The 26,019-nt window shown below is 70.8% G+C and carries 22 protein-coding genes; 16 read left to right on the forward strand and 6 right to left on the reverse strand.

The window, feature by feature from the left end:
* The first annotated feature begins 48 nt into the window (after positions 1-48).
* On the forward strand, positions 49-669 hold the full coding sequence (locus G5B46_RS06160; protein WP_165257027.1) for an aspartyl/asparaginyl beta-hydroxylase domain-containing protein: 621 nt from the start codon (positions 49-51) through the stop codon (positions 667-669).
* A 124-nt stretch (positions 670-793) separates the two neighbouring features.
* On the opposite strand, the gene bglX is transcribed toward G5B46_RS06160, so the two are convergent.
* The gene (gene bglX, locus G5B46_RS06165; RefSeq protein ID WP_165257028.1) at positions 794-3,082 is read right to left on the reverse strand and encodes a beta-glucosidase BglX; all 2,289 of its coding nucleotides are present in this window, start codon (positions 3,080-3,082) and stop codon (positions 794-796) included.
* 130 nt (positions 3,083-3,212) lie between these two features.
* On the opposite strand from bglX, the gene G5B46_RS06170 reads away from it, so the two are divergent.
* Genes G5B46_RS06170 through pseH form a run of 3 tightly spaced genes read left to right on the forward strand, consistent with a single transcriptional unit; the run spans position 3,213 to position 5,154 of the window.
* Entirely contained in the window at positions 3,213-3,437 is a 225-nt protein-coding gene (locus G5B46_RS06170; protein ID WP_165257029.1) for a hypothetical protein, read from the forward strand.
* A gap of 38 nt (positions 3,438-3,475) precedes the next feature.
* Complete coding sequence (pseG, locus tag G5B46_RS06175) at positions 3,476-4,531, forward strand: UDP-2,4-diacetamido-2,4,6-trideoxy-beta-L-altropyranose hydrolase (RefSeq protein ID WP_165257031.1); 1,056 nt, start codon at positions 3,476-3,478, stop codon at positions 4,529-4,531.
* 44 nt (positions 4,532-4,575) lie between these two features.
* A complete protein-coding gene (gene pseH, locus G5B46_RS06180; RefSeq protein ID WP_165257032.1) occupies positions 4,576-5,154 on the forward strand; it encodes a UDP-4-amino-4,6-dideoxy-N-acetyl-beta-L-altrosamine N-acetyltransferase in 579 nt (192 codons plus the stop codon).
* Here pseH and G5B46_RS06185 read toward each other — a convergent pair.
* On the reverse strand, positions 5,151-5,870 hold the full coding sequence (locus G5B46_RS06185; RefSeq protein WP_165257033.1) for a glycosyltransferase family protein: 720 nt from the start codon (positions 5,868-5,870) through the stop codon (positions 5,151-5,153). The two genes, pseH and G5B46_RS06185, sit on opposite strands and share 4 nt — an antisense overlap.
* Positions 5,871-6,063: 193 nt before the next feature.
* On the opposite strand from G5B46_RS06185, the gene G5B46_RS06190 reads away from it, so the two are divergent.
* Positions 6,064-8,352, forward strand: coding sequence for a glycoside hydrolase family 3 N-terminal domain-containing protein (locus tag G5B46_RS06190; RefSeq protein WP_165257034.1), 2,289 nt, complete (start codon positions 6,064-6,066; stop codon positions 8,350-8,352).
* Positions 8,353-8,536: 184 nt separating this feature from the next.
* On the opposite strand, the gene G5B46_RS06195 is transcribed toward G5B46_RS06190, so the two are convergent.
* The 3 genes from G5B46_RS06195 to G5B46_RS06205 form a co-directional block, all read right to left on the reverse strand.
* The gene (locus tag G5B46_RS06195; RefSeq protein WP_165257035.1) at positions 8,537-9,205 is read right to left on the reverse strand and encodes a dihydrofolate reductase family protein; all 669 of its coding nucleotides are present in this window, start codon (positions 9,203-9,205) and stop codon (positions 8,537-8,539) included.
* A gap of 85 nt (positions 9,206-9,290) precedes the next feature.
* Entirely contained in the window at positions 9,291-10,187 is an 897-nt protein-coding gene (locus G5B46_RS06200) for an oxygenase MpaB family protein (RefSeq protein ID WP_165257036.1), read from the reverse strand.
* Positions 10,187-11,791 (reverse strand): fatty acid--CoA ligase, encoded by a 1,605-nt coding sequence (locus G5B46_RS06205; protein WP_165257037.1) that lies wholly within the window; start codon positions 11,789-11,791, stop codon positions 10,187-10,189. The genes G5B46_RS06200 and G5B46_RS06205 overlap by 1 nt, the downstream gene beginning before the upstream one ends.
* A 157-nt stretch (positions 11,792-11,948) precedes the next feature.
* Here G5B46_RS06205 and G5B46_RS06210 point away from each other — a divergent pair, with 157 nt between their 5' ends.
* From G5B46_RS06210 to G5B46_RS06230, 5 genes are all read left to right on the forward strand, one after another.
* Positions 11,949-14,468 (forward strand): CHASE3 domain-containing protein, encoded by a 2,520-nt coding sequence (locus tag G5B46_RS06210; protein ID WP_165257038.1) that lies wholly within the window; start codon positions 11,949-11,951, stop codon positions 14,466-14,468.
* Positions 14,465-14,845 (forward strand): response regulator, encoded by a 381-nt coding sequence (locus G5B46_RS06215; RefSeq protein ID WP_165257039.1) that lies wholly within the window; start codon positions 14,465-14,467, stop codon positions 14,843-14,845. The genes G5B46_RS06210 and G5B46_RS06215 overlap by 4 nt, the downstream gene beginning before the upstream one ends.
* The gene (locus tag G5B46_RS06220; protein ID WP_165257040.1) at positions 14,842-15,108 is read left to right on the forward strand and encodes an Hpt domain-containing protein; all 267 of its coding nucleotides are present in this window, start codon (positions 14,842-14,844) and stop codon (positions 15,106-15,108) included. Before G5B46_RS06215 ends, G5B46_RS06220 begins: the two co-directional genes overlap by 4 nt.
* A gap of 74 nt (positions 15,109-15,182) precedes the next feature.
* Positions 15,183-15,857, forward strand: a complete 675-nt coding sequence (locus tag G5B46_RS06225) for a DUF2306 domain-containing protein (RefSeq protein ID WP_165257042.1) — start codon at positions 15,183-15,185, stop codon at positions 15,855-15,857.
* The gene (locus tag G5B46_RS06230) at positions 15,842-16,687 is read left to right on the forward strand and encodes a LytTR family DNA-binding domain-containing protein (protein ID WP_240903356.1); all 846 of its coding nucleotides are present in this window, start codon (positions 15,842-15,844) and stop codon (positions 16,685-16,687) included. Before G5B46_RS06225 ends, G5B46_RS06230 begins: the two co-directional genes overlap by 16 nt.
* An 80-nt stretch (positions 16,688-16,767) precedes the next feature.
* Here the strand turns inward: G5B46_RS06230 and G5B46_RS06235 are convergent, their stop codons facing one another.
* Positions 16,768-19,182 (reverse strand): exo 1,3/1,4-beta-D-glucan glucohydrolase, encoded by a 2,415-nt coding sequence (locus G5B46_RS06235; protein ID WP_240903387.1) that lies wholly within the window; start codon positions 19,180-19,182, stop codon positions 16,768-16,770.
* A 490-nt stretch (positions 19,183-19,672) separates the two neighbouring features.
* Between G5B46_RS06235 and G5B46_RS06240 the strand changes: the two genes are divergently transcribed.
* From G5B46_RS06240 to rutA, 6 genes are all read left to right on the forward strand, one after another.
* Positions 19,673-20,716 carry a LacI family DNA-binding transcriptional regulator gene (locus tag G5B46_RS06240; protein ID WP_165257044.1) on the forward strand — a complete coding sequence of 348 codons (1,044 nt, stop codon included), beginning with the start codon at positions 19,673-19,675 and terminating at the stop codon, positions 20,714-20,716.
* A gap of 99 nt (positions 20,717-20,815) precedes the next feature.
* On the forward strand, positions 20,816-22,537 hold the full coding sequence (locus G5B46_RS06245) for an HWE histidine kinase domain-containing protein (RefSeq protein WP_346764877.1): 1,722 nt from the start codon (positions 20,816-20,818) through the stop codon (positions 22,535-22,537).
* A 196-nt stretch (positions 22,538-22,733) separates the two neighbouring features.
* Positions 22,734-23,435, forward strand: a complete 702-nt coding sequence (rutB, locus tag G5B46_RS06250) for a pyrimidine utilization protein B (protein WP_165257046.1) — start codon at positions 22,734-22,736, stop codon at positions 23,433-23,435.
* An 80-nt stretch (positions 23,436-23,515) separates the two neighbouring features.
* Entirely contained in the window at positions 23,516-23,905 is a 390-nt protein-coding gene (gene rutC / locus G5B46_RS06255) for a pyrimidine utilization protein C (protein ID WP_165257048.1), read from the forward strand.
* A complete protein-coding gene (gene rutD, locus G5B46_RS06260; protein WP_165257568.1) occupies positions 23,905-24,723 on the forward strand; it encodes a pyrimidine utilization protein D in 819 nt (272 codons plus the stop codon). Before rutC ends, rutD begins: the two co-directional genes overlap by 1 nt.
* 201 nt (positions 24,724-24,924) lie before the next feature.
* A complete protein-coding gene (rutA, locus tag G5B46_RS06265) occupies positions 24,925-25,983 on the forward strand; it encodes a pyrimidine utilization protein A (RefSeq protein WP_165257050.1) in 1,059 nt (352 codons plus the stop codon).
* Positions 25,984-26,019: the final 36 nt, after the last annotated feature.

Below are 26,019 nucleotides of genomic sequence, written 5' to 3' on the forward strand. Positions count from 1 at the left end.
CCGCCCCTAGCCCTTGTCGGTTGAAGAGCGGCACAATAGGCTCGGGCGATGGGATTTCCAGACCGCCTGAAGCTGCCGTTCGCCTTCGATCCGGCGCGCCTGCGCGCCGACCTTACGGCCCTGACGGCCGGGGCCGACTGGATCGCCCACTTCGTGACCCAGAACTACGAGGGCGACTGGAGCGTCATCCCCCTGCGCAGCCAGGCCGGGGCCAGCCACCCGGTGATGATGATCTATTCGGACCCGGGCGCGACGGCGTTCGAGGACACGCCGTTCCTGGCCCCCTGCCCGTATTTCCGAGAGGTGATCGCCGCCTTCCCGTTCCAGGCCACCAGCGCCCGGCTGATGAAGCTGGCCCCCGGCTCGGTCATCAAGACTCACCACGACGAAGACCTCGACGCCGGCTCGCTGCTGGTGCGCTTCCACGTGCCGGTGGTCACCAACCCCGATGTCGATTTCCGCCTCAACGGTCGCCGCGTGGTGATGGAGGCCGGCAGTGCCTGGTACCTCAAGCTCACCGACCCCCACAGCGTCGCCAACCACGGAACCGAGGACCGCGTGCACCTGGTGATCGACGGCTACGTCAACGACTGGGTGCGGGGGTTGTTCGATAGGAATCCCCCTCTCCCCTTGCGGGAGAGGGTGGCCTCGCAAAGCGAGGTCGGGTGAGGGGTCGATGACCGGCGCCGCCGCGAAGGCGGACAGGCCGGGCGCGGCGTCCGATATTTGAGAGACCCCTCATCCGTCGGCTTTCGCCGACACCTTCTCCCGCAAGGGGAGAAGGGCGCGTGATCTATCCAGCCAGCAACGTGAACTGGGCGTTCAGCCCGTCGACCGCGCTGCTGGCCACCCAGACGTCGAACACGCCCGGCTCGGCGGTCCAGCGGTCGCCCTCGCCGAAGAAGGTCAGGCTGCCGCGCTCCAGCTCGAAGGTGACGTCGCGGCTCTCGCCCGGCTTCAGGGCGACCCGCAGGAAGCGCTTGAGCTCGCGCACCGGCCGGGTGCGGCTGGCCACGCGGTCGCGGGTGTAGAGCTGCACCACATGCACGCCCTCGCGCTTGCCGGTGTTGGTCACCCGGGCGCTGACCTGCAGCTTTCCGTTCCAGGCCAGGGTCGGCGAGGACAGCTTCAGGTTCGACAGGGAAAAGGTGGTGTAGGCCAGGCCGTAGCCGAACGGGTACAGCGCCTCGTTCTTCACCGTGCGCCAGCGGGCCTTGTACTCCTGGATCTCGCTGTCGGCCGGGGCCGGGCGACCCGTCGTGCGGTGATTGTAGGCGTAGGGCTGCTGGCCGCTCTCGTAGGGAAAGCTGACCGGCAGACGGCCCGAGGGGTTCACCGCGCCGAACACCACGTCGGCCACCGCGTGGCCGGTCTCGGTACCCAGGAACCAGGTGGCCAGGATGGCGGGGGCGTTCTTGACCGCGCCGTCCAGAACGAGCGCCCGACCGTGGCGCAGCAGCACGACAGTGGGACGGCCGACGGCCGCCACGGCCTCGGCCAGCATCATCTGCGGCTTGGGGATGCCGATGTCGGTGCGCGACTGGGCCTCGCCCGACATGTTCTGGCCCTCGCCGATCGCCAGCACGACGATGTCGGCGGCGGCGGCGGCCCGCACGGCCGCCTCGATGCCGCCGGGGATCGAGGCCTCGACGTCGCTGCCCTTGACGGTCTGCAAGAGGTTGGGATCGGCCATGGCCTGGCGAAAGCCCGTGGCCAGGTCGACGCCCAGGCTCTTGTCGCCGAAGAACGCCCACGGCCCCAGGATGTTGTCGCGGTCGTCGGCGAACGGCCCGATCAGGGCGATGCGCTTGCCCGAGCGCGGCAGCGGCAGGAGGTTCCCGTCGTTCTTCAGGAGCACGATCGAGCGGGCGCCCGCCTCGCGCGAGAGGGCGCGCATGGCCGGCGTCGCCGTGCGGGCGGCCTGGGCCTTGGGGTCGATCGAGCGGAACGGCTGGTCGAACAGGCCGATGGCCTCCTTCAGCATCAGCACCCGGCGCACGGCCTGGTCGACCACCGCCATCGGCACTGCGCCGCTCTTGACCAGTTCGGGCAGGTAGCGGCTGTAGAGCCCGCTCTGCATGCTGATGTCGACGCCCGCCAGAATCGCCAGGCGCGCGGCGTCGCGATCGTCGGCGGCGTAGCCGTGGGCCACCAGTTCCTGGTCGGCGGTGTAGTCGGAGATGACCACGCCCTTGAAGTCCCACTCGCCGCGCAGCAGGTCGGTCAGCAGGCGCTTGTTGGCCGTGGCCGGCACGCCGTTGATGTCGTTGAAGGCCGACATGGCGGTCAGGCAGCCGGCCTCGAAGGCGGCCTGGAACGGCGGCAGGTGCACCTCGCGCAGCGTGGCTTCCGACAGCTCGACGGTGTTGTAGTCCATGCCCGCGGCCACCGCGCCGTAGGCGGCGAAGTGCTTGGCGCAGGCCAGCATCGAGTCAGGCGACGTCAGGTCAGGCCCCTGGAAGCCGCGAACCCGGGCCTGGGCCAGCGCCTCGCCTAGGAACACGTCCTCGCCCGAGCCCTCGGCCACCCGGCCCCAGCGCTCGTCGCGGGCCACGTCGACCATCGGCGCGAAGGTCCAGTGCAGGCCATGGGCCGTGGCCTCCTGCGCGGCGGCGCGGGCGGTGCGGTAGGCCAGCGGCGGGTCGAAGCTGGCGGCCTCGGCCAGCGGGATCGGATAGACGGTCTTGAAGCCGTGGATGACGTCGGCCGCCAGCAGCAGCGGGATGCCCAGGCGCGAGTGTTCCACCGCCGCCGTCTGGGCCAGCAGCGCGCCCTCGACGCCGACGCCGTTCATCAGCGTGCCGATCTTGCCCGCCCGGGTCTCGGCCAGCAGCTGCTGGGTGTTGCGCAGATTGATGGCCGGGTTCATGTCGCCCACCGGCGGGCGGATCATGTCGGCGTAGCACGACAGCTGGCCGGCCTTCTCGTCGATGGTCATCTTGGCGATCAGCGCCTCGACCCGCTCGGACCCCCTCGCCTGCGCCGACGCTCGGCCGGCCACCGCCAGCCCGGCCAGGCCCGCCGCACCGGCCATCAGTCCGCGACGGCTGATCCCTTCAAGCGAAGCTTCGCGCCGATCCATAGAATCCCTTCCGACTGTGTCGCGGCCGGCAACCTCGCCGACCCTTGCGGATCGCGCAACGCCCCGCACGGGCCAAGCGAACCACGCAGGGCCGCTTGCGTTATCAGTCTGGCTGAAGGGAGACCCGACCATGTCCGCTCAATGGCGCATCGAGATCCGGCTGGGCGAGGGCCACGCCCCGCTGCGCAGCGTGCTCGTCGAGGCCGACACCGAGGTCGACGCTCTGCGCCAGGTGCTGGCCGAGGCCGAACGCGACCACGTGGCGGCCGAGGAGCTGCTGCTCGACGGCCAGGAAGAGGTGTTCTCGCGCACCGAGGTCCTGGACGGCCACGTGGAGCACCAGGGCCAGGCCTGACGCTCGCCCGCCAACCGGGCCTGTGCTAGGCCCGGTGCATGGCTGGAGAACGCATCCTCTTCGTCGTCAACGCCGGCGCCAGCGTCGGCGGCGGCCATTTCATGCGCAGCCTGAACCTCGCCCGCGCGCTGGAGGCAGGCGGCGCGACCTGCGCCTTCGCCGGACCGCCCGCCGTGACCGGGCTGATCGAGACCTTCGCCTCGCCTTCCCTGCTGGCCGCGACCTTCGCCGACGAAGGCCTGGTCGCCGGCGCCGCCGGCCTCGCGACCGGCTACGACGCCATCGTCTTCGATCACTACGACCTCGTCGCGGCCGACCACCGCCGGATCGCCGAGGGCCGCCCCGCCCTCGTCGTCGACGACCTGGCCGACCGTCCGCTGGCCGCCGACCTGCTGCTCGACGCCGGCGTGACGCGGCGGGCCGAAGACTATGCCGGCCTCGTCCCGGCCCACGCCGAACTGCTGCTCGGCCCGAACCACGCCGCCCTGTCGCCCGCCTTCGCCACCCTGCGAGGCGAAGCCTTGGCCCGCCGCGCCGCCGCCACGCAGGTGGAACGCGTGCTGGTCTCGCTGGGCCTGACCGACGTCGGCGGGATCACTGCGCGCACCGTCGGCGCCCTGCTGCCGGTGCTGGGCGAGCGGGCCCTCGACGTCGTGGTCGGCGGCCAGGCGCCCAGCCTGCCGACCCTGCGTGAAATCGCCGCGGTCGACCCGCGCCTGACCCTGCACGTCGACAGCCGCGACATGCCCCGGCTGACCGCCCGGGCCGACCTCGCCATCGGCGCGGCCGGCTCCAGCAGCTGGGAGCGCTGCGTGCTGGGCCTGCCGACCGTGTCGCTGGTGCTGGCCGACAACCAGCGCGAGGCGGCCCAGGCGCTGTCGGACCTGGGCGCGCATCGGTCGCTGGACGGCGAGGCCGTGCGCGAGGGCCTGCAGCCGGCGTTCCTCGCCCTGGCCGAGGACATGCACGCCTGGCGCGAGATGTCCGCCGCCGCCGCCAAGGTCTGCGACGGCCTGGGCGCCCAGCGCACGGCCGAGCGGTTCATCGCCCTGATTTCGCCCCGTTTCGGAAACAATCACGCGACGCTCACCTGACACTTACCCGCACGTAAGCCCGTCAAGCGTCGAGACCCCCTGTCATGCCCAAAGTCACCCTGCGCGCCGTCGCGGCGCACGACCAGGCGCGACTGCTGGAATGGCGCAACTCCGACGCCGTCGCCCCCTACATGTACAGCGACCACCTGATCTCCGAGGGCGAGCACGCCGCCTGGTTCGCCCGCCTGGGGAGTAATCCGACGGTTCGCTACTGGATCATCGAACTGGACGGCCATCCGGTGGGCCTGGCCAACCTCGCCGACATCGACCTGGGCAACCGCCGTTGCGCCTGGGCCTACTACCTGGCCGACCCGTCGGTGCGCGGCCTGGGCGTCGGCAGCTTCGTCGAGTACTGGGTGATCGAATACGTGTTCGGCGTGCTGGGCCTGGCCAAGCTGTGGTGCGAGGTCATCGAGAGCAACAAGGCCGTCTGGCGCCTGCACGAGGGCTTCGGCTTCACGCGCGAGGCGTTGCTGCGCAGCCACGTGGTCAAGGGCGGCCAGCCGCTGGACGTGATCGGCCTTGGCCTTCTGGAAAGCGAATGGCGCGGAGCCGCGCGCGAGGCCGCTCGCGAGCGGCTGATCGCCAAGGGCTTCGACCTGTCGGACCTGCCCGCCGCCTAGATCCGCGGCAGTCCGCCCAGGTCTCGCAGATCCGGCCGGCTGCGCACCAGCGACCGGACGTCTTCGGAACCGAAGCCCGGCTTAGCCGGGTAAAGCGCCTCATAGACCGCCCGCACGAATTCGAGGTCCGACGGCAGGTCGACCGTCCAGCGCACCTGGCTTTCGTCGACCGCCTGGGTCAGGCCGCCCAGGGCGAAGCGCTCGGGCCGGCGGTAGACGAAGGGGGTGACGTGCTCGCGCTCGTAGGGGTCGCTCGCCTCGTTCGCCACCAGCCGCAGCAGGCCCACGCTCAGGATCTCGGCGTCCAGCCCGATCGGATAGGTCCGGTGCGGCAGGGTGGTGGCCGAATAGTCCGCGCCGCCGGCCAGGTGTCTGGCAATCAGCGCCTCGATCAGCACCGGATCGGCCAGCGGGCAATCGGCCGTCAGGCGCAGCATCAGGTCGTCGTCGTCCAGGCCCGCGACCGCGCCGGCGAACCGGCCCAGCACGTCGTCCAGCGGACCGCGGAACACGTCGACGCCCGCCGCTTCGAGGGTCTCGGCCAAGGGATCGTCGCTGGCCTCGCTTGAGGTCGCCGTCACCAGTCGCTCGATCGAGGCCACGCGGCGCAGGCGTTCGACCTGGCGCAGGACCATCGGCGCGCCGACTACGTCGGCCAGCACCTTGCCCGGCAGCCGGGTCGAGCTCATCCGGGCCTGCAGCACCGCGACGATCACTGCGCGCCCTCCTGGAACGTCGGTTTCATGGTCCGCCTGCCTCGCCCTGTCGGCCGCACCTTCCGCCGGGTCGGTTAAGGAGGACTTTCGCCCGCGAGGCCGGTTTGGACAACCAAGCGTTGACAGCGTTGTCAAACCATTGTGGTCTCCCTGCCCAACGACCGCATGCGACGATCGAAGGGAGACGAACGCCATGGGACCGCTGATCGACCGCCGCGCGCTGCTGGCCGCCGGCGCCGCGCTGGGCCTGGCGCCCGCCCTGCCCGCCCTCGGCGCAGACCAGGAGGCCCGGGTCCGCGCGCTCCTTGCGCAGATGACGCTGGACGAGAAGATCGGCCAGACCCACCAGCCGGCCGGCGGCCGCCAGAAGGCGCTGAACTCCAAGATCGACGCGACCGCCCTCGACCTCGTGCGCAAGGGCGGCGTCGGTTCGTACCTGCACGTGGCCGGCGCGGCCTTCCTGCGCGAGTTGCAGCGCACGGCCGTCGAGGAGTCGCGGCTGAAGATCCCGCTGCTGTTCGCCATCGACGTGGTGCACGGCTTCCGCACCCTCTATCCCGTGCCGCTGGCCATGGCCGCGACCTTCGACCCGGAGATCGTGCGCGCGACCGCCCGCATGGCCGCCGTCGAGACCGCCGTCAGCGGCCTGCACTGGACCTTCGCCCCGATGGTCGACATCGCCCGCGACCCGCGCTGGGGCCGCATCGTCGAGGGGGCCGGCGAGGATCCCTATCTCGGATCGGTCATGGCCGCCGCCCAGGTGCGCGGCTTCCAGGGCGAGGGCCTTGCCGCGAAAGACTCGATCCTGGCCTGCGCCAAGCATTTCGGGGCCTATGGCGCGGCCGTCGGCGGCCGCGACTACGACAGCGCCGAGCTGTCGGACCGCACGCTGAACGAGGTCTACCTGCCGCCTTTTCATGCGGCGGCCAAGGCCGGCGCGGGCACGATGATGACCGCCTTCAACGACCTGAACGGCGCGCCCACCACCGCCAACGCCGCCCTGGTGCGCGGCGTGCTCAAGACCCAATGGGCCTGGCCGGGCCTGGTGGTCAGCGACTGGAACGCCATCCTAGAACTGATCAACCACGGCATCGCCGAGACCCCGGTGCAGGCCGCCGCCCTGGCGCTGAAAGCCGGGATCGACATGGACATGGCCAGCGGCGTCTACGCCGCCCACCTGAAGACCGCGATCGGCCAGGATCCGTCCCTGCTGCCGCTGCTCGACCAGGCGGTGACCCGGATCCTGACCGCCAAGATGCGGCTGGGGCTGTTCGACGATCCCTACCGCTTCGGCGATCCCGAGCGGGAGAAGACCGTCTTCGTCGGCGCCGAGCACCGCGCCATCGCCCGCGAAGCGGCGCGCAAGGCCGTGGTGCTTCTGAAGAACGACGGCGGCCTGCTGCCGATCGCGCCCTCGACGAAGAGGATCGCCGTCATCGGGGCGCTGGCGACCGACAACCTCTCACAGCTGGGCTCGTGGAAGGCGCGCGGCCAGGTCGGCGACGTCGCCCCGCTGCTGCCGGCGCTCGAGGCGATCGCTCCGGCCGGGACCACGATCGTCCACGTCGCCGGTGCCGGTCCGCGCAGCGACGACGAGACGGGCATTCCCGCCGCCGTCGAGGCCGCCAAGGCCGCCGACCTCGTGCTGCTGATGGTCGGCGAGGACTTCGACCACAGCGGCGAGTCTCGCAGCCGGTCGGACCTGACCCTGCCCGGCGCCCAGAGCGCCCTGGCCCGCGCGGTGCTGGCCACGGGCAAGCCCGTCGTCGTTCTGCTGCCGTCGGGCCGCCCCCTGGTCGCGCCCGAGGTGCTGGAGAAGGCCCCCGCCGTGCTGGCGACCTGGTTCCTCGGCGTCGAGGCCGGCCCAGCCCTGGCCGAGATCCTGTTCGGTAAGGCCGCGCCGGGCGGCCGCCTGCCCGTCGGCTTCCCGCGCGCCACCGGCCAGTCGCCGACCTACTACGCCCATGTTCCCACCGGCCGCCCGGCCGATCCGGATCTGGCCAAGGACACGGCCCGCTACCACGACGTCGACATCGGCCCGCTGTTCCCGTTCGGCCACGGCCTGAGCTACGCGACCTTCGCCTATGCCGACCTGGCCATCGACCGCGAGAGCATCGCTCCGAGCGGTGCGGTGAAGGTCTCGCTGACCGTGGCCAACACCGGATCGGCGAGCGCCGACGAGGTGGTGCAGCTCTATGTCCGCGACCCGGTCGCCAGCGTCGCGCGGCCGGTCAAGGAACTGCGCGGCTTCGTGCGGCTGACCCTGAAACCCGGCGAGCGCAGGCGCGTGACCTTCACCCTCGCCGCCGCCCAGCTGGCGATCTGGAGCCCCGAGGGCTGGCGGGTCGAGGCCGGCAGGGTCGACCTGATGATCGGCTCGTCCTCGGCCGACATCCGCCTGAAGGGCGCCTTCACGATCGCCGCGCCCGGCAAGGCCCGCGAACCGGCGACCGCGATGTTGACGCCGGTCGAGGTGGCTTAGAGATCGGAGCTCAAAAGAAACATGTCATCCCGGCCGGAGGAGCGCGACAGCGATCCGCAGAGCCGGGATCTCCCACGCCTGCCGATGCGGAACGGTGGGAGATCCCGGCGCTCCGCTGCGCTACGGCCGGGATGACAATGGGATAGGCTGTTGAACGCGCTACATGTCAGTTGAGTCCGGCGCCTCACCCCTCCCCCGCCCACTCCGCCCGCCGCTTCAGCTCCGCCTCGCTCGGGGGCTGCACCATGAACGAGCCGGTGCGCACCGGGCCGTCGCGGCGGTAGCGGTTCACGACCACGCCGGTGTCGGCCAGGATCGAGCCGGTCAGGGTCCAGGCGCCCGGGGCGGCGGCCTCGTCGAACAGCCGCCGCCCCGGCCCCAGCAGCAGCGGGAAGACCATCAGCTGCATCTCGTCCACCAGGTCGGCCGCCAGCAGGGCATGGACCAGCTGGGTGGAGCCCTGGGTCAGGAGGTCCGGTCCCGGCTGCTCCTTGAGCCGCCGCACGCTCTCCGCCGCGTCCGGCCCGACGATGCGGCTGTTCTCCCAGGTCAGCGGCAGGTGGGGATCGCGGGTGGCGACGTGCTTGGTCGCGGCGTTGAAGCGCTCGGCAATCGGGTTGGCCGGATCCTGGTAGGGCCAGTGGGCGGCGAAGATCTCGTAGGTGCGGCGGCCCAGCAGCAGGTCGAACGGCGCCTCGACCAGCGACATCACCGCCTGGCCGGTGACCGGGTCGGAATAGGGCGCGACCCAGCCGCCATGGGCGAAGCCGCCGCGGCGGTCCTCGTCCGGTCCGCCCGGGCCCTGCATGACCCCGTCCAAGCTTACGAAGGCGGCGACGATCAGCTTTCTCATGTCCATGCTCCCTTGCGGTTTCCCCAAGGACGCCCGGCTCGATCACGATCCTACACCCCTGCCCGCCTTATCGAGGGCGCGGGGCTCAGGCGCGCGCCCGCCGCCGGTAGAGATAGTCGTCCGGCAGGCCCATGCGCCGGGTGGCCTCGACCGCCGGCGAGCCCTTGATCGGCATCTTGTCGGCGCTCGCCCCGGCCAGGCGCACCAACCGCCGCTCCACGCCGTTCAGGTCGAAGGCCTCGCCCAGTCCAAGGCGCGCGCGCACCTCAACCGGCGTGATCGCCACCGCCGCCCGCACCAGCGGTTTCTGGATCAGCCGCAGCGGCCCCGGCAGCAGCGGCGTATTCGTCATGATGTCGAGGAACTCGAAGACGATCTCCGACGGCTCCAGGCTGGGCAGCATCACCGCCAGCTGTCGCTTCCACTGGCCTTCCGAGGTCGGCGCGCCGGTCGCGCCGTATAGCCGCGCGCCCGGAGCGGCCTCGGCGAAGGCCGCGTCGCGTTCGACCTGGCTCAGCGGGCAGGCATAGGCGTGATAGGCCTCGATGAAGCCGAAGCTGGCGGTGGCCTGCACCCAGTCCAGCAGCGTCGGGTCATTGGCCTGGTAGGCGACGCCCGCCGGGGTCTCGCCGGTGACATGGCCGTGCATGCGCACGACGCCGGCGATCATCTTCTCGGCGACCTCGCGCGGGCCGTAGACCGTGACCATCGCCGCCAGGCCCGTGCGCTTGAGGCGTTTCAGCGGCTGCGCCTTGAAGCTGGAATGATCCCAGACGCCCGAGCGCACGCGCGGTTCGGCCAGTTCCAGGATCACCGCGGTGATCCCGCCGACGAACAGCGACACCGGGTTCTTGAACACCCGCCACGACACCGAGTCCGGCGAGGTCAGGGCCGCCGCGCCAGGCGGCGCGGAAAAGTCGATAGCCGGTCCCCCGTCGGGCGCCAGAAGTCGCGCGGCGGCGCGCGAAAGGGGATCGTCCATCAGTTCACCCGTCGCTCTCGCCCGGCCCAGTACGGTTCGCGCAGCTGGCGGCGCAGGATCTTGCCCGAGGCGTTGCGCGGCAAGGCCTCGACGAAGTCGACGCTCTTGGGCGCCTTGAAGTGCGCGATGCGCGTGCGGGCGAAGGCGATGATGTCTTCCGGATCGGGCGTGACGCCGGGCTTGGGCGCCACCACCGCCTTGACCGCCTCGCCCCACTTGTCGTCGGGCACGCCGATCACCGCCACCTCGGCCACGTGCGGATGGCCGTAGACGGCGCTTTCCACCTCGGCCGGATAGATGTTCTCGCCGCCGGAGACGATCATGTCCTTCACCCGGTCGTGGATGAAGAGATAGCCGTCCTCGTCCAGATAGCCGGCGTCGCCGGTGCGCAGCCAGCCGTCGGCGTCGATGGTCGCGGCGGTGGCCGCGTCCAGCTTCCAGTAGCCGGCCATGTTCGACGATGAGCGCACGGCGATCTCTCCGACGGTGTTGGCGGGTAGAACGCCGCCGGCCTCGTTGAGGATGCGAAGCTCGACCCCCGGCATGGGCAGGCCAGCCGAGCGCATGCGCTTGTTGCCGGCCGGATCGTGGTCCTCGGGCGGCAGGTAGACCACCGTGCCGGTGGTCTCGGTCATGCCGTACTGCTGGACGAAGCCGCAGCCGAACACCTCGATGCACTCGCGCAGCAGGTCCAGCGGTATCGGCGCCGCGCCATAGAGGATGTGGCTGAGGCGCGAATAGTCGATCTGCCGCGCGCGGGGCAGCCGCACCACGATCTGCAGCGCGGCGGGCACCATGAACATCTTCGACACCCGGTCCTTCTCGATGAAGTCGAGCACCTTGGTCGGGTCGAACTCGCGCGCCACCACGCCCTTGGCGCCGTTGAACAGGCCCACCAGGCCCCAGCCCGTGCCGCCGATATGGGCCACCGGCATGGCCACCAGGCTGACGTCGTCGGGACCCCAGACGTTCCAGTCCATCGGCGCGCGCTCGGCGGCGGCCTTGCGCATGGCCAGCAGGTTATCGTGGGTCAGCATCGCCCCCTTGGGCTTGCCCGTGGTGCCCGAGGTGTAGAGCTGCAGCACCACGTCGGACGACTTCAACGGGGTGGCCGGGTCGGCGTGGTCCTGGGCGTCGCGCCAGGCGGTGAACAGCGGCAGGTCGGCCGGACCGCCCGGCTCCATGGCCACCACTGGCGGCCGCGGCCCCTCCAGCAGCTTGGCCACCTCGCCCACGTGATCGACCAGTTCGGGGCCGACGAACACCATCTTCGCCTCGGTGTCGGCGACGATGTAGGCGATCTCGGCGGGGGCCAGGCGCCAGCCGATGGGGGCGGTGACGACGCCCGCCTTGGCCGCGCCCAGCAGCATCTCGAAATAGAGGTCGCTGTTCTTGCCGACATAGGCGATGCGGTCGCCCGGCTTCAGGCCCTCGGCGACCAGAGCCCGGGCCACCTGGTTGGTATGGCGGTCGAGCTCTTCGAAGCGGGTCTCGCGTCCCTCGAACGCGAAGGCCACGGCGTCTGGCCGTTCCTGCGCGTGATAGCGGGCGACGTCGCCCAGCGTGGGCATGCGGGCGAAGTCGACGGCGGCGGCTCCAGTCATCCGATCCTCCCTGCGCGCCGTCTTTCGCGGCCGCTCGGATAACATGGTTTTCGTCGTGACCCCGGGTAAGTCAACGGTAGCGGGAAACCCGCGTTTGGTCGCGCCGCCGACCCGCCCTAAGCTGTCGACTCGAACGCCCGCGAGGAACCCTCCGTCCATGACCAGCTTCCTCCTGCGCCGCGAACAGCGCGGCCTGCTGATCTCGGTGATCCTGGGGCTGGTGGTGGCGCCCCTGCTGCTGTTCCTGGTCACCTTCGAGCTGCAGCGCGAGTTCAGCCGCGGCACGGTCCTGCGCGAGGCGGTCAACCATTCCTACGACCAGCGGATGCAGCTGCAGACGGTGTTCTCCCTGATGCAGGATTCCGAGACCGGGCAGCGCGGCTTCGTCATCACCGGCCAGGAGCGCTTCCTCGAGCCCTACCACGCCGCCCAGCGCCGGCTGCCGGCGCAACTGGCCGCCCTGCGCGCCATGCGCGAGCATGACGCCGGCGACCTGATCGAGACCGACGACCCCGTCTTCGACCGCCTCGAAGCCCTGATCGCCCGCAAGCAGGCGGTGATGAGCGAGGGCATCAAGCTTCGTCGCGAGAACGGCGAGGACGCCGCCCGCACCCTGGTCTCCAGCGGCAAGGGCAAGGCGATCATGGATGAGATCCGCATCGTGGTCACCGAGCTGCAAGCCGCCGACAAGGCCGCCCTGGACCGCCGCATCGCCGCCGACGGCGCGCTGACCCAGCGGACCGAGCGCCTGACCCAGACCCTGTTCGTGGTGCTGGTGGTGTTCCTGCTGGCGGCGTTCCTGATGCTGTCGCGCCAGATCCGCGCCCGCCAGCAGCTGTTCACCGTCGCCCAGGCCACGGCCGGGCGCCTGGACGCCATCCTCGACAACGCCCAGGACGCCATCGTCACGCTCAATCCCAGCGGCACGATCGAGACCGTCAACAAGGCCGCCGAGGAGATGTTCGGCCTGCCGCGCGAGAACCTGCTGCGCAAGGCCCTGGCCCAGTTCATCGACCTGCCCGACCGGGGCGAACTGTTCATCCGCCAGCTGGCCGGCGCCGACGACCTGTCCAAGGGCGTGCTGCGCGAGCTGACCGGCCGCCGCACCGACGGGACCACCTTCCCCATCGAGGCCTCGATCGGTCTCGTCCGCCTGCCCGAGGGCGAGCGCATCACCGCCTCGATCCGCGACATCTCCGAGCGCCGCCGGGTCGAGAAGCTGAAGGCCGAGTTCGTCTCCACCGTCAGCCACGAACTGCGCACGCCGCTCACCTCGATCGCCGGGTCGCTGGGCCTGCTGGTCGGCGGCGCCGCCGGCGCCCTGCCCGAGCGGGCCGCGCGCCTCTTGGGCATCGCCCATTCCAACTGCCAGCGCCTGGTGCGGCTGATCAACGACATCCTCGACATCGAGAAGATCGAGTCCGGCCAGATGGAGTTCGACCTGCAGCCGCTCGATCTGGGCGAACTGGCCCGCCGGGCCGTGGACGCCATGGGCGGCCTTGGCGGCCAGATGAACGTCGCCTTCGAACTGGATGTCGCCCCCAGCCTGCCCCTGGTGCGCGGCGACGCCGACCGCCTGAGCCAGGTGGCCGCCAACCTGCTGTCCAACGCCGCCAAGTTCTCGCCGGCCGGCGGCGCGGTCGAGGTCAAGGTCAGCGCCCCGCGACCCGACGTCCTGCGTTTCTGCGTCCGCGATCACGGCCCCGGCGTGCCCGAGGCGTTCCGCGACCGCATCTTCTCGAAGTTCGCCCAGGCCGACGCTTCGGACACCCGCGCCAAGGGCGGCACGGGGCTTGGCCTGGCGATCTCGCGCGAGATCGTCCAGCGACACGGCGGCCGGCTGTGGTTCGAGTCCGAGCCCGGCCAGGGCGCGACCTTCATGTTCGAGCTGGCGACGATCGAGACCCGCGCCCGCGTGCCCGAGGCCAGCGACGGCGCGGCCCGCGTGCTGCTGTGCGAGGACGATCCCGACATCGCCGAGATCCTGTCGGAGGCCCTGCGCCAGGCCGGCGTGCGGGTGCACACCGTCGGCGACGTGGCCTCGGCCAGCGCCGTGCTGGAGATCGGCGGCTTCGACGCCTTCGTCACCGACGTGCGCCTGCCCGACGGCAGCGGCCTTGACCTGCTGCGCCGCCTGCGCGCCGACGCCGCCACCCGCGACATCCCCGCCCTGGTGATCTCGGCCGAGGCCGCCGAAGGCCGCGGCGAGGCGCTGGACGTCGTCGACTGGCTGCAGAAGCCCATCGACCTGGAGCGCCTGCGCACCGCGGTGCATCGCGCCGTCAATGGTCACGCCGACAGCCGCCGGATCGAGGTGCTGCATGTCGAGGACGACGCCGACGTCCACGCCGTGGTCCGCGACGCCCTGCAGGAGCGCTGTACCGTCCGCCACGCCGACAGCGTGCGTAGCGGCCGCGCCGCCCTGCAGCTGTCGCGGCCCGACGTGGTGATCCTCGACCTGGGCCTTGGCGACGGCAACGGCGTCGAGCTGCTGGGCGACCTGCACGAGGGCGACGAGCCCGTGCCGGTGATCGTCTTCTCCGCCCAACCGCTTGAGGACAGGGCCCTGGCGGCATCCGTCGACGCCGTTCTGACCAAGTCCAAGACCACGCTGGACCAGCTGGCCCGAACTGTGCGCAAGCTCGCCGCGGACGCCGATTCCAAGAGACGCCGATGACCGACCTGAAGCTCCTTTACGTCGACGACGAGGCCGACATCCGCGAGGTGGCGACCTTCTCGCTGGAGCTCGACCCGGGCATCGAGGTGCGTTCGGCCGGCGGCGGCGTCGAGGCCTTTGCCATGCTGGACGGCGACGACTGGCGCCCCGACGTGGTGCTGCTGGACGTGATGATGCCCGACATGGACGGCCCGGCCGTGCTGGCCCGCCTGCGTGAACGCGGCGACCTGAACGGCGCGCCGGTGATCTTCATCACCGCCCGCGCCCAGGCCGAGGAACGCGCCCGCCTGCTCGGCTTCGGCGCCGCCGACGTGATCACCAAGCCGTTCGACCCGATGACCCTGGCCCAGGACGTGCGCGCGATCCTCGCCCGATGACCACCGCCGACCCTCTCGCCCCCCTGCGGGCCAAGTTCCTGGTCCGCGTCGCCGACGACCTGGCCAAGCTGCGCGCCGCCGAGACCTCGATGAAGGACAGGCACTACATCGTCCACCGCCTGGCCGGCGCGGCCGGCGTCTTCGGCTATGCCAGGATCACCGACCTGGCCCGGGATCTGGACGACCTGCTCCTCGACCAGGGCGACGCCCCGCCCGAGGCCTTCGCCGACCTGATCGCGGCCCTTGAGGGCGTGGCGGCCTAGACACCCGCCCCCGTCGGCCGTCATTGGCCCCAGACCGCTGTCGCCAGCGCATCCCGCCGGCCACCACGGCGGTCATGGAACAGGTCTTCGCGCCAACTCTGGCCCTTCACATCACCTGCGGGCTGGCCGCCGTCGTCGCCGGCGTCGCGCCCATCCTTGCGCGCAAGCGCTCGCGGCTGCATCGGCTTTCGGGGCGAGTGTTCGTCGTCCTGATGGGGGTGATGCTGGCGGCCGCCTGGGTGATGACGGCGCTGCATTTCAACGCCTACTTCACCGCCCTGTCGGCGACGGCGAGCATCGGCCTGTTCTCGGGCTGCCGGGTGCTGCGCCGCAAGCGGTCCGACCGCGATCCGGCCCAGCGGGCCACGGCCCTGGACTGGACCGCCACCCTTGCCGTGGTCGCCATCGGCGCCTGGGTGCTGGTGCTTCTGCTGACCGGCGACAGCGACGCGCCGCGCGCGCCGGCCATCGCTCTGGTCTGGGGCGCCTTCCTGATCGGCGGCTGGGACCTGTGGCGTTTCGCGCGACCGGCCGACTGGCCGTTCTCGCCCGAGCTCTGGACCTACGAGCATCTTGTGAAGATGCTGGGCGCGTACGGCGCGGTGCTCAGCGCCTTCTCGGGCAATTTCCTGACCTTTCTGCCCACGCCATGGAGCCAGCTCTGGCCGACCTTGCTGTTCCAACCGATGGCCGTGATCTGGATCGCGGTCCTGGCTGTCAGGCGCCGGCGCGCATGCTTGCTCGCCTGAGCGCCGCCCCGACCGCGGCCTTTGTCTGGGCCTTCACCGCCTACAGCTGGACGGTCACCAGCGTCAGCGCCGCCTGGTTCGCCCGACGCCTGGCGACGGCGCGCGGCCAGACGCTGTCGGTGGCGGCCTCGCTGCTGTGGCAAGGCGGGATCTACGCCGCCTGGCTGCCGGCGGCGGGGCTCGTCTGGCTGGTGCTGCGCCGGTTCGGGGCCGGGGCGCGGGGGATCGCCGCCTGCTTCGCCGCCGGCCTGGCCGTCGTTCCATTGGAAGCCCTGGCGGCCGGCCTGATCGACCGCGCCTTCATCGGCGACAGCCAGGACCTCGCCGCGCGGATGCTGGACCGGACGCCGGTCTGCCTGCTGCTCTATTCGGCCATCGTCGCCGTCGGCCTGGCCGCCGCCCACCACCGCCGCGCCCGCGAAGCCCGCGCTCGCAACGCCCTGCTGGAAACCGCCCTTGCCCAAGCCCGCGCCGTCGCGGCCCCGCCCAGCGAGGCCGAGCGGCTGATGGTGATGTCGGGCGCGCGGCGTATTCCGGTCGAGCTCGGCGCCGTCGAGTGGTTCGGCGCGGCCGACAACTACGTCGTCGTCCACTGGGCCGGCCGCGAGGGCCTGCTGCGCGCCACGCTGCAGAGCCTGGAGGCCCGCCTGGACCCCCGCCTCTTCGCCCGCGCCCATCGCTCGTCCCTGGTCAATCTGGCCCACGTCCGCGAAGCCCGGCCGCTGTCGGACGGCTCCTGGCGGCTGCTCATGGCCGGCGGCGACGAGGTGGTGACCAGCAGGACCTACCGCGATGCGCTGCTGGAGCGGTTGGGCGGGCGGGCCGGCTAGACCGGCCTAGCCGCCCTCCTCTTGTCTTCCCGTCATTCCCGCCCTTGTGGCGGGAATGACGGGCTTATTTGGGAGCCCCCCTACTGCCCCGGACAGGCCACATGCGCCTCGGTCGGCTCCAGGCGGATCTCGCGGAAGGCCAGCTTGAAGCCGGCCTGCGCCGACAGCACCACCGGCGAGGAGATGCGGCTCATGTCGGCGCCCGCCGCCTTAAGGCACGACAGCTTGATCTGGGTCTTGCGCCACTCGCCCACGGGCGCCTCGGCGAAGATCTTCGTGACGTCCACGCCGCCGGCGCAGCCCTCGCCGCACGAGATCGAGAAGCCGACCGGGCCCGGCGCCCGTTCGTCGACGCGATAGGTCAGGGCGATCGACAGGTCGCCGGTGGTCTGGCGGGACAGATCCGCGGGCGGGCCGTTGACCAGCAGCGCGCCGGGACCGGTCCAGGTCGCCAGGCGGGCGTCTTCCTGGGCGGCGGCGTCGATGGCCGTCAGCTTCACCCCGCCGGCGGTCGACAGCAGCCATGGCGCGGGCGTGCGACCCGAGACGAAGTACTTGTCGACATTGACGCTGGCGCCGGACACGCCCGACACCTCGCCCAATTTCGCCACCTTGCCGGGCTTGGCGTAGGACAGGCCGTAGCCGTAGGCGAACTGCGGATCATAGCCCGCATCGCCCTTGTTCAGCGGCCCCTGGTCGGCGCGCTTGGGCCAGCTGAACGACAGCTTGCCGGTGAAGTCGCGCCTGGACTTGCCGTCCTTGCCGGCCACCAGCACGTCGGCGACGCCGCCGCCCTCCGAGCCCGGCAGCCAGGCCGCGACGAAGGCGTCAGAGGCGTTGATCTCGGGGTTCACCCACAGCGGACGGCCCGACAGGAACACCGCCACCACCGGCACGCCGGCGGCTTTCAGCTTCTTGAGCAGAGCCAGGTCGGTCTTGTCGCCGGGCTGGTATTCCAGATGCTGCAGGTCGCCCTGGAACTCGGCGTAGGGCGTCTCGCCGAACACCACCACGGCCACGTCCGGCTTGTCGGTGAAGGCGCCGTCCTTGGACAGGGTCGCCTTGCCGCCCGAAGCCTCGACCGCCTCCTTCAGGCCGCTCCAGATCGACTGGGCGCCGGGGAAGTCGGCGTTGGTGTTGCCCGTGCCCTGCCACGACAGGGTCCAGCCGCCGGCCGCCTTGCCGATGTCGTCGGCGTCGCCGGCCACCAGCACCTTGGCGCCGGCCCTGATCGGCAGCACGCCGTCGTTCTTCAGCAGCACCAGCGACTTGGCCACGGCCTCGCGGGCCAGGGCGCGGTGATCCGGAGCGCCGACCCGCTCGTAGCGGCCCTGCACCGGCGGGGCGACGCGATCGAACAGGCCCGACTTGATCTTCACCCGCAGAATCCGGCGCACGGCGTCGTCGAGGCGCGCCATGCCGATCTCGCCGCTCTCGACCTGCTTGAGGGTATTGTCGAACAGGCCCTGCCAGCTGTCGGGGGCCATGTACATGTCGAGGCCCGCGTTCAGCGCCTGCGGGCACGAGACATTCGAGCAGCCGTCGACCTGGCCGTGGGCATTCCAGTCGCCGACCACGAAGCCGGAGAAGCCCATGCGCTCCTTCAGCACGTTGGTCAGCAGGGTCTTGTTGCCGGTGTGCTTGACGCCGTTCCAGCTGGAGAACGAGGCCATCACCGTCAGGATGCCCGCCTCGATGCTGGGCGGATAGCCCTGGGCGTGCAGGCGCACGAGGTCGGCCTCCGACACCGGCGCATCGCCCTGGTCCTTGCCGTTCAGCGTGCCGCCGTCCGCGAGAAAGTGCTTGGCGCTGCCGGCGATGCGGCCGGCCTCCAGCGCCTTGCCGGGCGCCAGCTTGCCCTGCAGGCCCAGCGTCATGCGGCCGGCGTAGCTTTTGACGATCTCCGGATCCTCGCCATAGCCCTCATAGGCCCGGCCCCAGCGGTCGTCGCGCGGCACGGCCACCGTGGGCCCGAAGGTCCAGTCGCCGCCGGCCACGGCCACCTCTTCGGCCGTCGCCTTGCCGATGCGCTCGATCAGGTCGGGATCGCGGGTCGCGCCCAGGCCCACATTGTGCGGAAACAGCGTGGCGCCGACCACGTTGTTGTGGCCGTGCACGGCGTCGATGCCGAACATCAGCGGGATCGGCACGTGGCCGTCGCGGGTCTCCAGCGACACGGCGCGGAACAGGTCGACGAACTGCGCCCACTCTTTGGGACCGGCCTTGTCGTTGCTGTTCGGGCCCGAGCTGCCGCCGGCCAGGATCGAGCCCAGCGGGTATTCGCGCAACTGCTCGGGGCGGATCGAGCCGATGTCGGCCTGGATCGTCTGGCCGACCTTTTCGCGCACCGACATCCTGGCCATCAGCGCGGTGATCCTGGCCTCGGTCGCCGCGTCGGTCAGGGCGGCCGGGCTCTTGACCACGGGCCAGGCCGCGACGTTCGCCGCAGCCTTGCCGGCGGGGGTCAGCACCTCGGCGGCGGCGAGGCTGGTCAGGCTGGTGGCGGCCAGCAGGGCCAGGGCGGAAAGGCGGAACGGCGTCACGGGCGGCCTCGATCGAAAAAGGAGCGCGGCGGCCAAGGGGAAAGAGGCCGCCGCGCCCGAACACGCCACGGGAGCAGCGTAGGGTTTCGAGGCGGCGGCTGGCCGACGGCGCGCGGCGGCGCCCGGCCATGCGCACACGCATGGATCTGGCCTCCCGCTCGCGGGGTCGTCTGCTTGCGACCGCCTCACCGCTCAACGAGACAACGTTGTCTTACTTCGTGTCAACACGCTTATATTTGTCCACTTGAGGACAAATCGATCTCAAACCATTCCGACATAAGCGATTTCGCCGAAGCAGAGAGCACCGATAATTTTTGACAACGATGTCTTACTTACGCTTCCAGGACGATTTACTGCGCCCCCATGACAGGAACCGGCTCGACTCGGTCGCCGCGGGCGCGCTATCGCTAACGCCGCGCCGAAAGCCGGCGGCGGGAGCCCGATGCGCAACGTCACCATCGTCCATGTCGCCGAAAAGGCCCGGGTCTCGGTCAAGACCGTCTCGCGCGTGGTCAACAACGAGCCGACCGTCACGCCGGAACTGCGCGAGCGCGTGCAGGCGGCCATCGACCAGCTGGGCTACGCTCCCAACATCGCCGCCCGCCGCCTTGGCGGGTCGCGCTCGTTCCTGATCGTCGCCTTCAACGACCGCAAGCTGACCCTGGAGAACTGGCGCAGCGACCGGGGCAACAACTGGATCGACCGCATGCAGTACGGGGCCATGCTCCGCTGCGACGTCCACGGCTATCACCTGCTGTGCGAACTGATCGACCTGGAGAGCGACCAGCTGGCCCGGCGGGTCGGTCACGTGCTCTCCTCGCTGCGGCCCGACGGGGTGATCCTGACGCCGCCCAACTGCGAGGACCCGACGGTGCTGGACGCGCTGAAGCGCGCCCAGGTCCCGTTCGTGCGCCTGGGCTCGGCGCAGGCCGGCCCCGGCGCCCGGGTGCGGATGGACGACCAGGCCGCCGCCCGCCAGCTGACCGAGCACCTGGTCGAACTGGGGCATCGCCGCGTCGGCTTCGTCACCGGCAGCGCCCGCTTCCTGGCCAGCCGCGACCGCGAGGAGGGCTACCGGCGGGCGCTGGCCGCCGCCGGCCTGACGGTCGACGAAACCCTGCTCGTGCCCGGCGACTTCACCTTCGAGGGCGGCGTCGCGGCGGCCGAAGCCCTGCTGGCGCGCCCCGACCGCCCCACCGCCATCCTGGCCGGCAACGACGAGACCGCCCTGGCGGTCATGCACGTGGCCCGCCGGCTGGGCGTGGCGATACCGGACGACCTGTCCCTGGCGACCTTCGACGACACCCCCAGCGTCAGGCTGTCCCTGCCGCCGCTGACCACGATCCGCCAGCCGGTGGCCGAGATGGCCGCCCAGGCCGTCGACCTGCTGGTCGCCGCCGCCGCCAAGGACGGCAAGCTGTCGCGCGTCGACCACCTGCTGCCGTTCGAACTGGCCCTGCGCGCCTCGACCGCGCCACCGCCTTAAAGAAGCCGCCTCCACCCGCGACGGGATGTCGCGGGGAGCTTGACCAGCCAGCCTGTGCGCCCTTTCCTCTTGCGACTTCGAATTTGGAGCCGGCAGCGCTTGGCCAGAGACATGACCCAGGTCGACGCCGCCTCAGCCGCCGCAGGACCGCCCACCGTCCGAAGGCGGCTGTTGATCATGGCGCTTTGCCTGGTCGCCCCGGCCATCGTCTTCATGGCCCTGCTGGCCCGCGCCGAGTACGGCCAGAGCCAGGGTCGCTACGAGCAGCAGTTGGTCGCCACCACGCGCGCCCTGGGCCTGGCCGTCGACCGTCAGCTGGCCCAGGGCCAGAGCACGCTGCAGGCCCTGTCGGTCTCGCCGGCCCTGGCGGCCGGCGACCTGGAGAGCTTCGAGCGCCAGGCCCGCGCCGCGGTGCGCGCCAAGGACGCCTGGATCGTGCTGATCTCGCCCCGCGGCCAGGTGGTCAACACCCGCCTGCCGCCCGGCCAGACCCCGCCGCGCAACGCCGGCCTGCCGCCCGAACGCTGGGCCGCCGTCCGCTCGGGCCGCACCACCGTGTCCAACCTCACCTACGGCGCGGTGGCCAAGCAGCCGATCGTGGCCATCGACATGCCGGTGATCGTCGACGGTCAGCTCTACGACCTGGCCTACATCCAGACGCCCGCCGCCTTCGCGCCGCTGTTCGCCGCCCAGGGCGTGCCGCGGAGCTGGACGGCCAGCATCGTCGACCGCGACGCCCGCCTGGTGGCCCGCTCGCGCGACCAGGACAAGATGCTGGGCCGCTCGGCCAGCCGGCCGATGCTGGACGCCATGGCCAAGGACAACGACGGCGTTCTGGAGACCTACACCCTCGACGGCACCCCCACCCTGTCGGCCTTCAGCCGTTCGCCGACCTACGGATGGAGCTTCATCGTCGGCGTGCCGCGCACCGAACTCGAACGCGCCAACCTGTCGTCGCTGGCCCTGCTGGTGGTCGCGGGCCTGGCCCTGCTGGCCATCGGCGCCGGCGCGGCCCTGCTGTTCTCGCGCGGGATCTCCGGCGAGGTGCGGGCCCTGGTCGCCGACGCCCGGCTCATGGCCTCGGGCGGCGACATGCCGGCCCAGACCACGGGCGGCCTGCGCGAGATCGGCGAGGTGCGCGAGGCCCTGCACGCGGCCTCACGCCAGCTGCGCGCCCGCGAGGCCGAGGAAAAGCGCGCGCAAGGCCGTCAGCAGCTGATGATCAACGAGCTGAACCACCGGGTGAAGAACACCCTGGCCACGGTCCAGTCGCTGGCCCTGCAGAGCCTGGGCAAGGGCGAGCCCGCGCCCGGCTTCGACGCCTTCAACGAGCGGCTCTACGCCCTGGCCCGCGCCCACGACCTTCTGACCCGCACGGTGTGGGAGAGCGCCGACCTGGCCGACCTGCTGCGCCAGACGCTGGAGCCCTACGGCGACCGCGCCCGCATGGAGGGTCCGTCGGCCGCCCTGCCGCCCAGCGCGGCCCTGGCCCTGTCGATGGTGTTCCACGAACTGGCGACCAACGCCTCGAAGTACGGCGGCCTGTCGACCCCCGCCGGCCGGGTCGAGGTCACCTGGCGGCGCGATCCGCTGGATCCGCACCGCCTGGCCCTGCGCTGGGTCGAGAGCGGCGGCCCCAAGCTGAAGGGACCGCCCAGCCGCAAGGGCTTCGGCTCGCGCCTGATCGCCGCCAGCCTGCGCAACGAACTGAAGGGCGAGGCCCAGTTCGACTATCTGGGCACCGGTCTCGTCTGCACGCTGACGGTCCGCACGGCCGGCGCCCAAGCTTTGGGCGAAGACGCCCCCGCCGCCGACGCCTGAACGAGCAGCCGCGCGCGCCCGCGCCGGACGCCGCCCGGCCGCTTGACCGACGTTCTCTCGCTCATCGTGATGGTCGATCCGCTCCGCACCCATCCTGGGGCGCTGTCGGATCGATCGTATTGCCTCGCCGCGTAGATTGATCTTCCATGACGCTCAGGATGCAGGCCGCAGAGCCGCACCTGAGGGAAGAGCGTTCATGATCGTAACCGACGACTCCGTCATGCTGCCGGCCCGGCCCGAGCCGATCCCGCTGGATCCGGCCCGCACGGCCGTCATCGTCATCGACATGCAGAACGCCTACGCCTCCAAGGGCGGCTATCTCGACCTGGCCGGTTTCGACATCGGCGGCGCGGCCGCCTGCATCCAGCAGATCAAGGGCGTGCTCGAAACCGCCCGCGAGGCCGGCGTGCAGGTGATCTATTTCCAGAACGGCTGGGACGACCAGTACGTCGAAGCCGGCGGCCCCGGCTCGCCCAACTGGTGGAAATCGAACGCGCTGAAGACCATGCGCGCCAGGCCCGAGCTGCAAGGCAAGCTCCTTGCCCGCGGCCAGTGGGACTACGAGCTGGTCGACGAACTGGCGCCCCAGCCGGGCGACATCTGCCTGCACAAGACCCGCTATTCCGGCTTCTTCAACAGCCAGCTCGACAGCGTGCTGCGCAGCCGCAACATCAAGAACCTGGTCTTCGTCGGCATCGCCACCAACGTCTGCGTGGAGTCGACCCTGCGCGACGGCTTCTTCCTCGAATATTTCGGCACGGTGCTGGAGGACGCCACCCACCAGGCCGGCCCCGACTTCGTGCAGAAGGCCACGCTCTACAACATCGAGACCTTCTTCGGCTGGGTGTCGACCGTGGCCGACTTCAAGGGCGCGTTCGGGCAGCTGGCGCCGAAATAGAGGTTTCGACGGCTTTCCCCGCAAGGCTTTCCGCCTTCGGACGGAATGAAGAACTTAATTACAGAAGGACAGAGGACGAGATGCCCAAGACCGTCATCACCCCGCCCGGCACGGGCACGCCGATCGCCCCGTTCTCGCCGGGCACGCTGGCCGACGGGATCGTCTACGTCTCGGGCACCCTGGCCTTCGACAAGGACAACAACGTCGCCCATGTCGGCGACGCCGAGGGCCAGACGCGGCAGGTGCTGGAGACCATCAAGTCCGTCATCGAGACCGCCGGCGGCACGATGGACGACGTGACCATGAACCACATCTTCCTGACCGACTGGGCCAACTACCAGACCATCAACAAGGTCTATGCCGAGTACTTTCCGGGCGACAAGCCGGCCCGCTACTGCATCCAGTGCGGCCTGGTGAAGCCCGACTTCCTGGTCGAGATCGCCACCGTCGCCCACATCGGCAAGAAGTGATCGACGCCGTGACTTCGGGAACCGTCGACGGCCTGCACTACGAACTGCACGGCGGCCCCATCGCGGGCCGCGAGGTCGTGCTGATGTCGTCGGGCCTGGGCGGCTCGGGATCCTTCTGGGCCCCTCAGATGGCGGCTCTGACCGAGCGCTGGCCGGTGGTGCTGTACGACCACCGCGGCACGGGCCGCAGCGTGCGCGAACTGCCGGCGGAGCGGCCCTACAGCGTCGCCGACATGGCCGAAGACATGGTCAGGGTGATGGACGCCCTGGGGATCGCCAAGGCCCACGTCGTGGGCCACGCGGCCGGCGGCAATGCGGGCCTGGCGCTCGCCCTCTCCCACCCCGACCGCCTGGGCAAGCTGGTGGTGGTCAACGGCTGGTCTCGGCCCGACCCGCATATCAGGCGCTGCTTCGACACCCGCCTGCATCTGCTCAACGACACCGGCCCCGCCGCCTACGTCCACGCCCAGGCCCTGTTCCTCTATCCGGCGACCTGGATCTCGGAAAACAGCGACCGCCTGGCCGCCGAGGAGCCGCACCACGTGGCCGGCTTCCCGCCCAAGGCGGTGATGCTGGCCCGCATCGGGGCGCTGCTGGCCTTCGACATCGACGAGCACCTGCCGCGGATCACCCACCCGGTGCTGGTCAGCGCCACGGCCGACGACATGCTGGTGCCCGTCACCTGCGCCCATCGCCTGGCCCAGCGCCTGCCCGACGCCACGCTCGACGTGCTGCCCTGGGGCGGCCACGCCTCGAGCGTGACCGACCCCGAGGGGTTCAACGCCTCGCTGGTGAAGTTCCTGAAGGGGGACGGATGAGCGGGGTTCACGACATAGATCCTCCCCCTCTGGGGGAGGTGGCCCGGAGGGCCGGAGGGGGGCGGCGCGGCGCTTACCCCCTCAGTCGGCGGAGTTTATCCTCGGGCCGGCCCTCGGCCGGACCCGGGGGCCGACAGCTCCCCCACAGGGGGAGCACCTTCCTGGCCAAGCCACAACACACTTCAAAGGGGCACTAACACCATGCAGGTCGGCGTCTTCATCCCCATCGGCAACAACGGCTGGCTCATCTCCGAGACCGCGCCGCAGTACATGCCGAGCTTCGAGCTCAACAAGACCATCGTCCAGAAGGCCGAGCACTACGGCCTCGATTTCGCGCTTTCGATGATCAAGCTGCGCGGCTTCGGCGGCAAGACCGAGTTCTGGGAGCACAATCTCGAGAGCTTCACCCTGATGGCGGGCCTGGCGGCCGTCACCGAGAAGATCAAGGTCTTCGCCACCGTCGCCACCCTGACCATCCCGCCGGCGATCGTCGCGCGCATGGCCTCGACCATCGACTCCATCGCCCCGGGCCGCTTCGGCATCAACCTGGTCACCGGCTGGCAGAAGGCCGAGTACAGCCAGATGGGCCTGTGGCCGGGCGAGGGCCACTACACCGACCGCTACAACTACCTGGCCGAATACGCGACCGTGCTGAAGGGCCTGCTGGAGACCGGCGTCTCGGACTTCAAGGGCAAGTACTTCACGATGGACGACTGCCGGGTCAGCCCGCACCCGAAGGACACCAAGCTGATCTGCGCCGGCTCGTCGGACGAGGGCCTGGCCTTCACCGCGCAGTACGCCGACTACAGCTTCGCCCTGGGCAAGGGGACCAACACCCCGACCGCCTTCGCCTCGGTCAACAAGCGCCTGGAAGCGGCCGCCGCCAAGACCGGCCGCGACGTGGCCTCGTTCATCCTGTTCATGGTGATCGCCGACGAAACCGACGAGAAGGCCCTGGCCAAGTGGCAGAAATACCGGGACGGCGCCGACCAGCAGGCCCTGGCCTGGCTGACCAACCAGGCCGCCCCCAACGCCGCGGCGGGCGCCACCACCAACACCGCCCAGCTGGCCGCGCCGGAATCGGCGGTGAACCTCAACATGGGCACGCTGGTGGGCAGCTATGAGAGCATCGCCCGCATGCTGGACGAGATCGCCGAAGTGCCCGGCACCGGCGGCGTGCTGCTGACCTTCGACGACTTCGTCCAGGGCATCGACGACTTCGGAACCAAGATCCAGCCGCTGATGAAGTCGAGGCAGTAAGGGCCGGAGGGCCGGTGGGGGGACGTTTTCAGCCGC

Origin of the sequence: Caulobacter sp. 602-2 (assembly GCF_011043625.1) — a bacterium.
Lineage (GTDB): Bacteria > Pseudomonadota > Alphaproteobacteria > Caulobacterales > Caulobacteraceae > Caulobacter.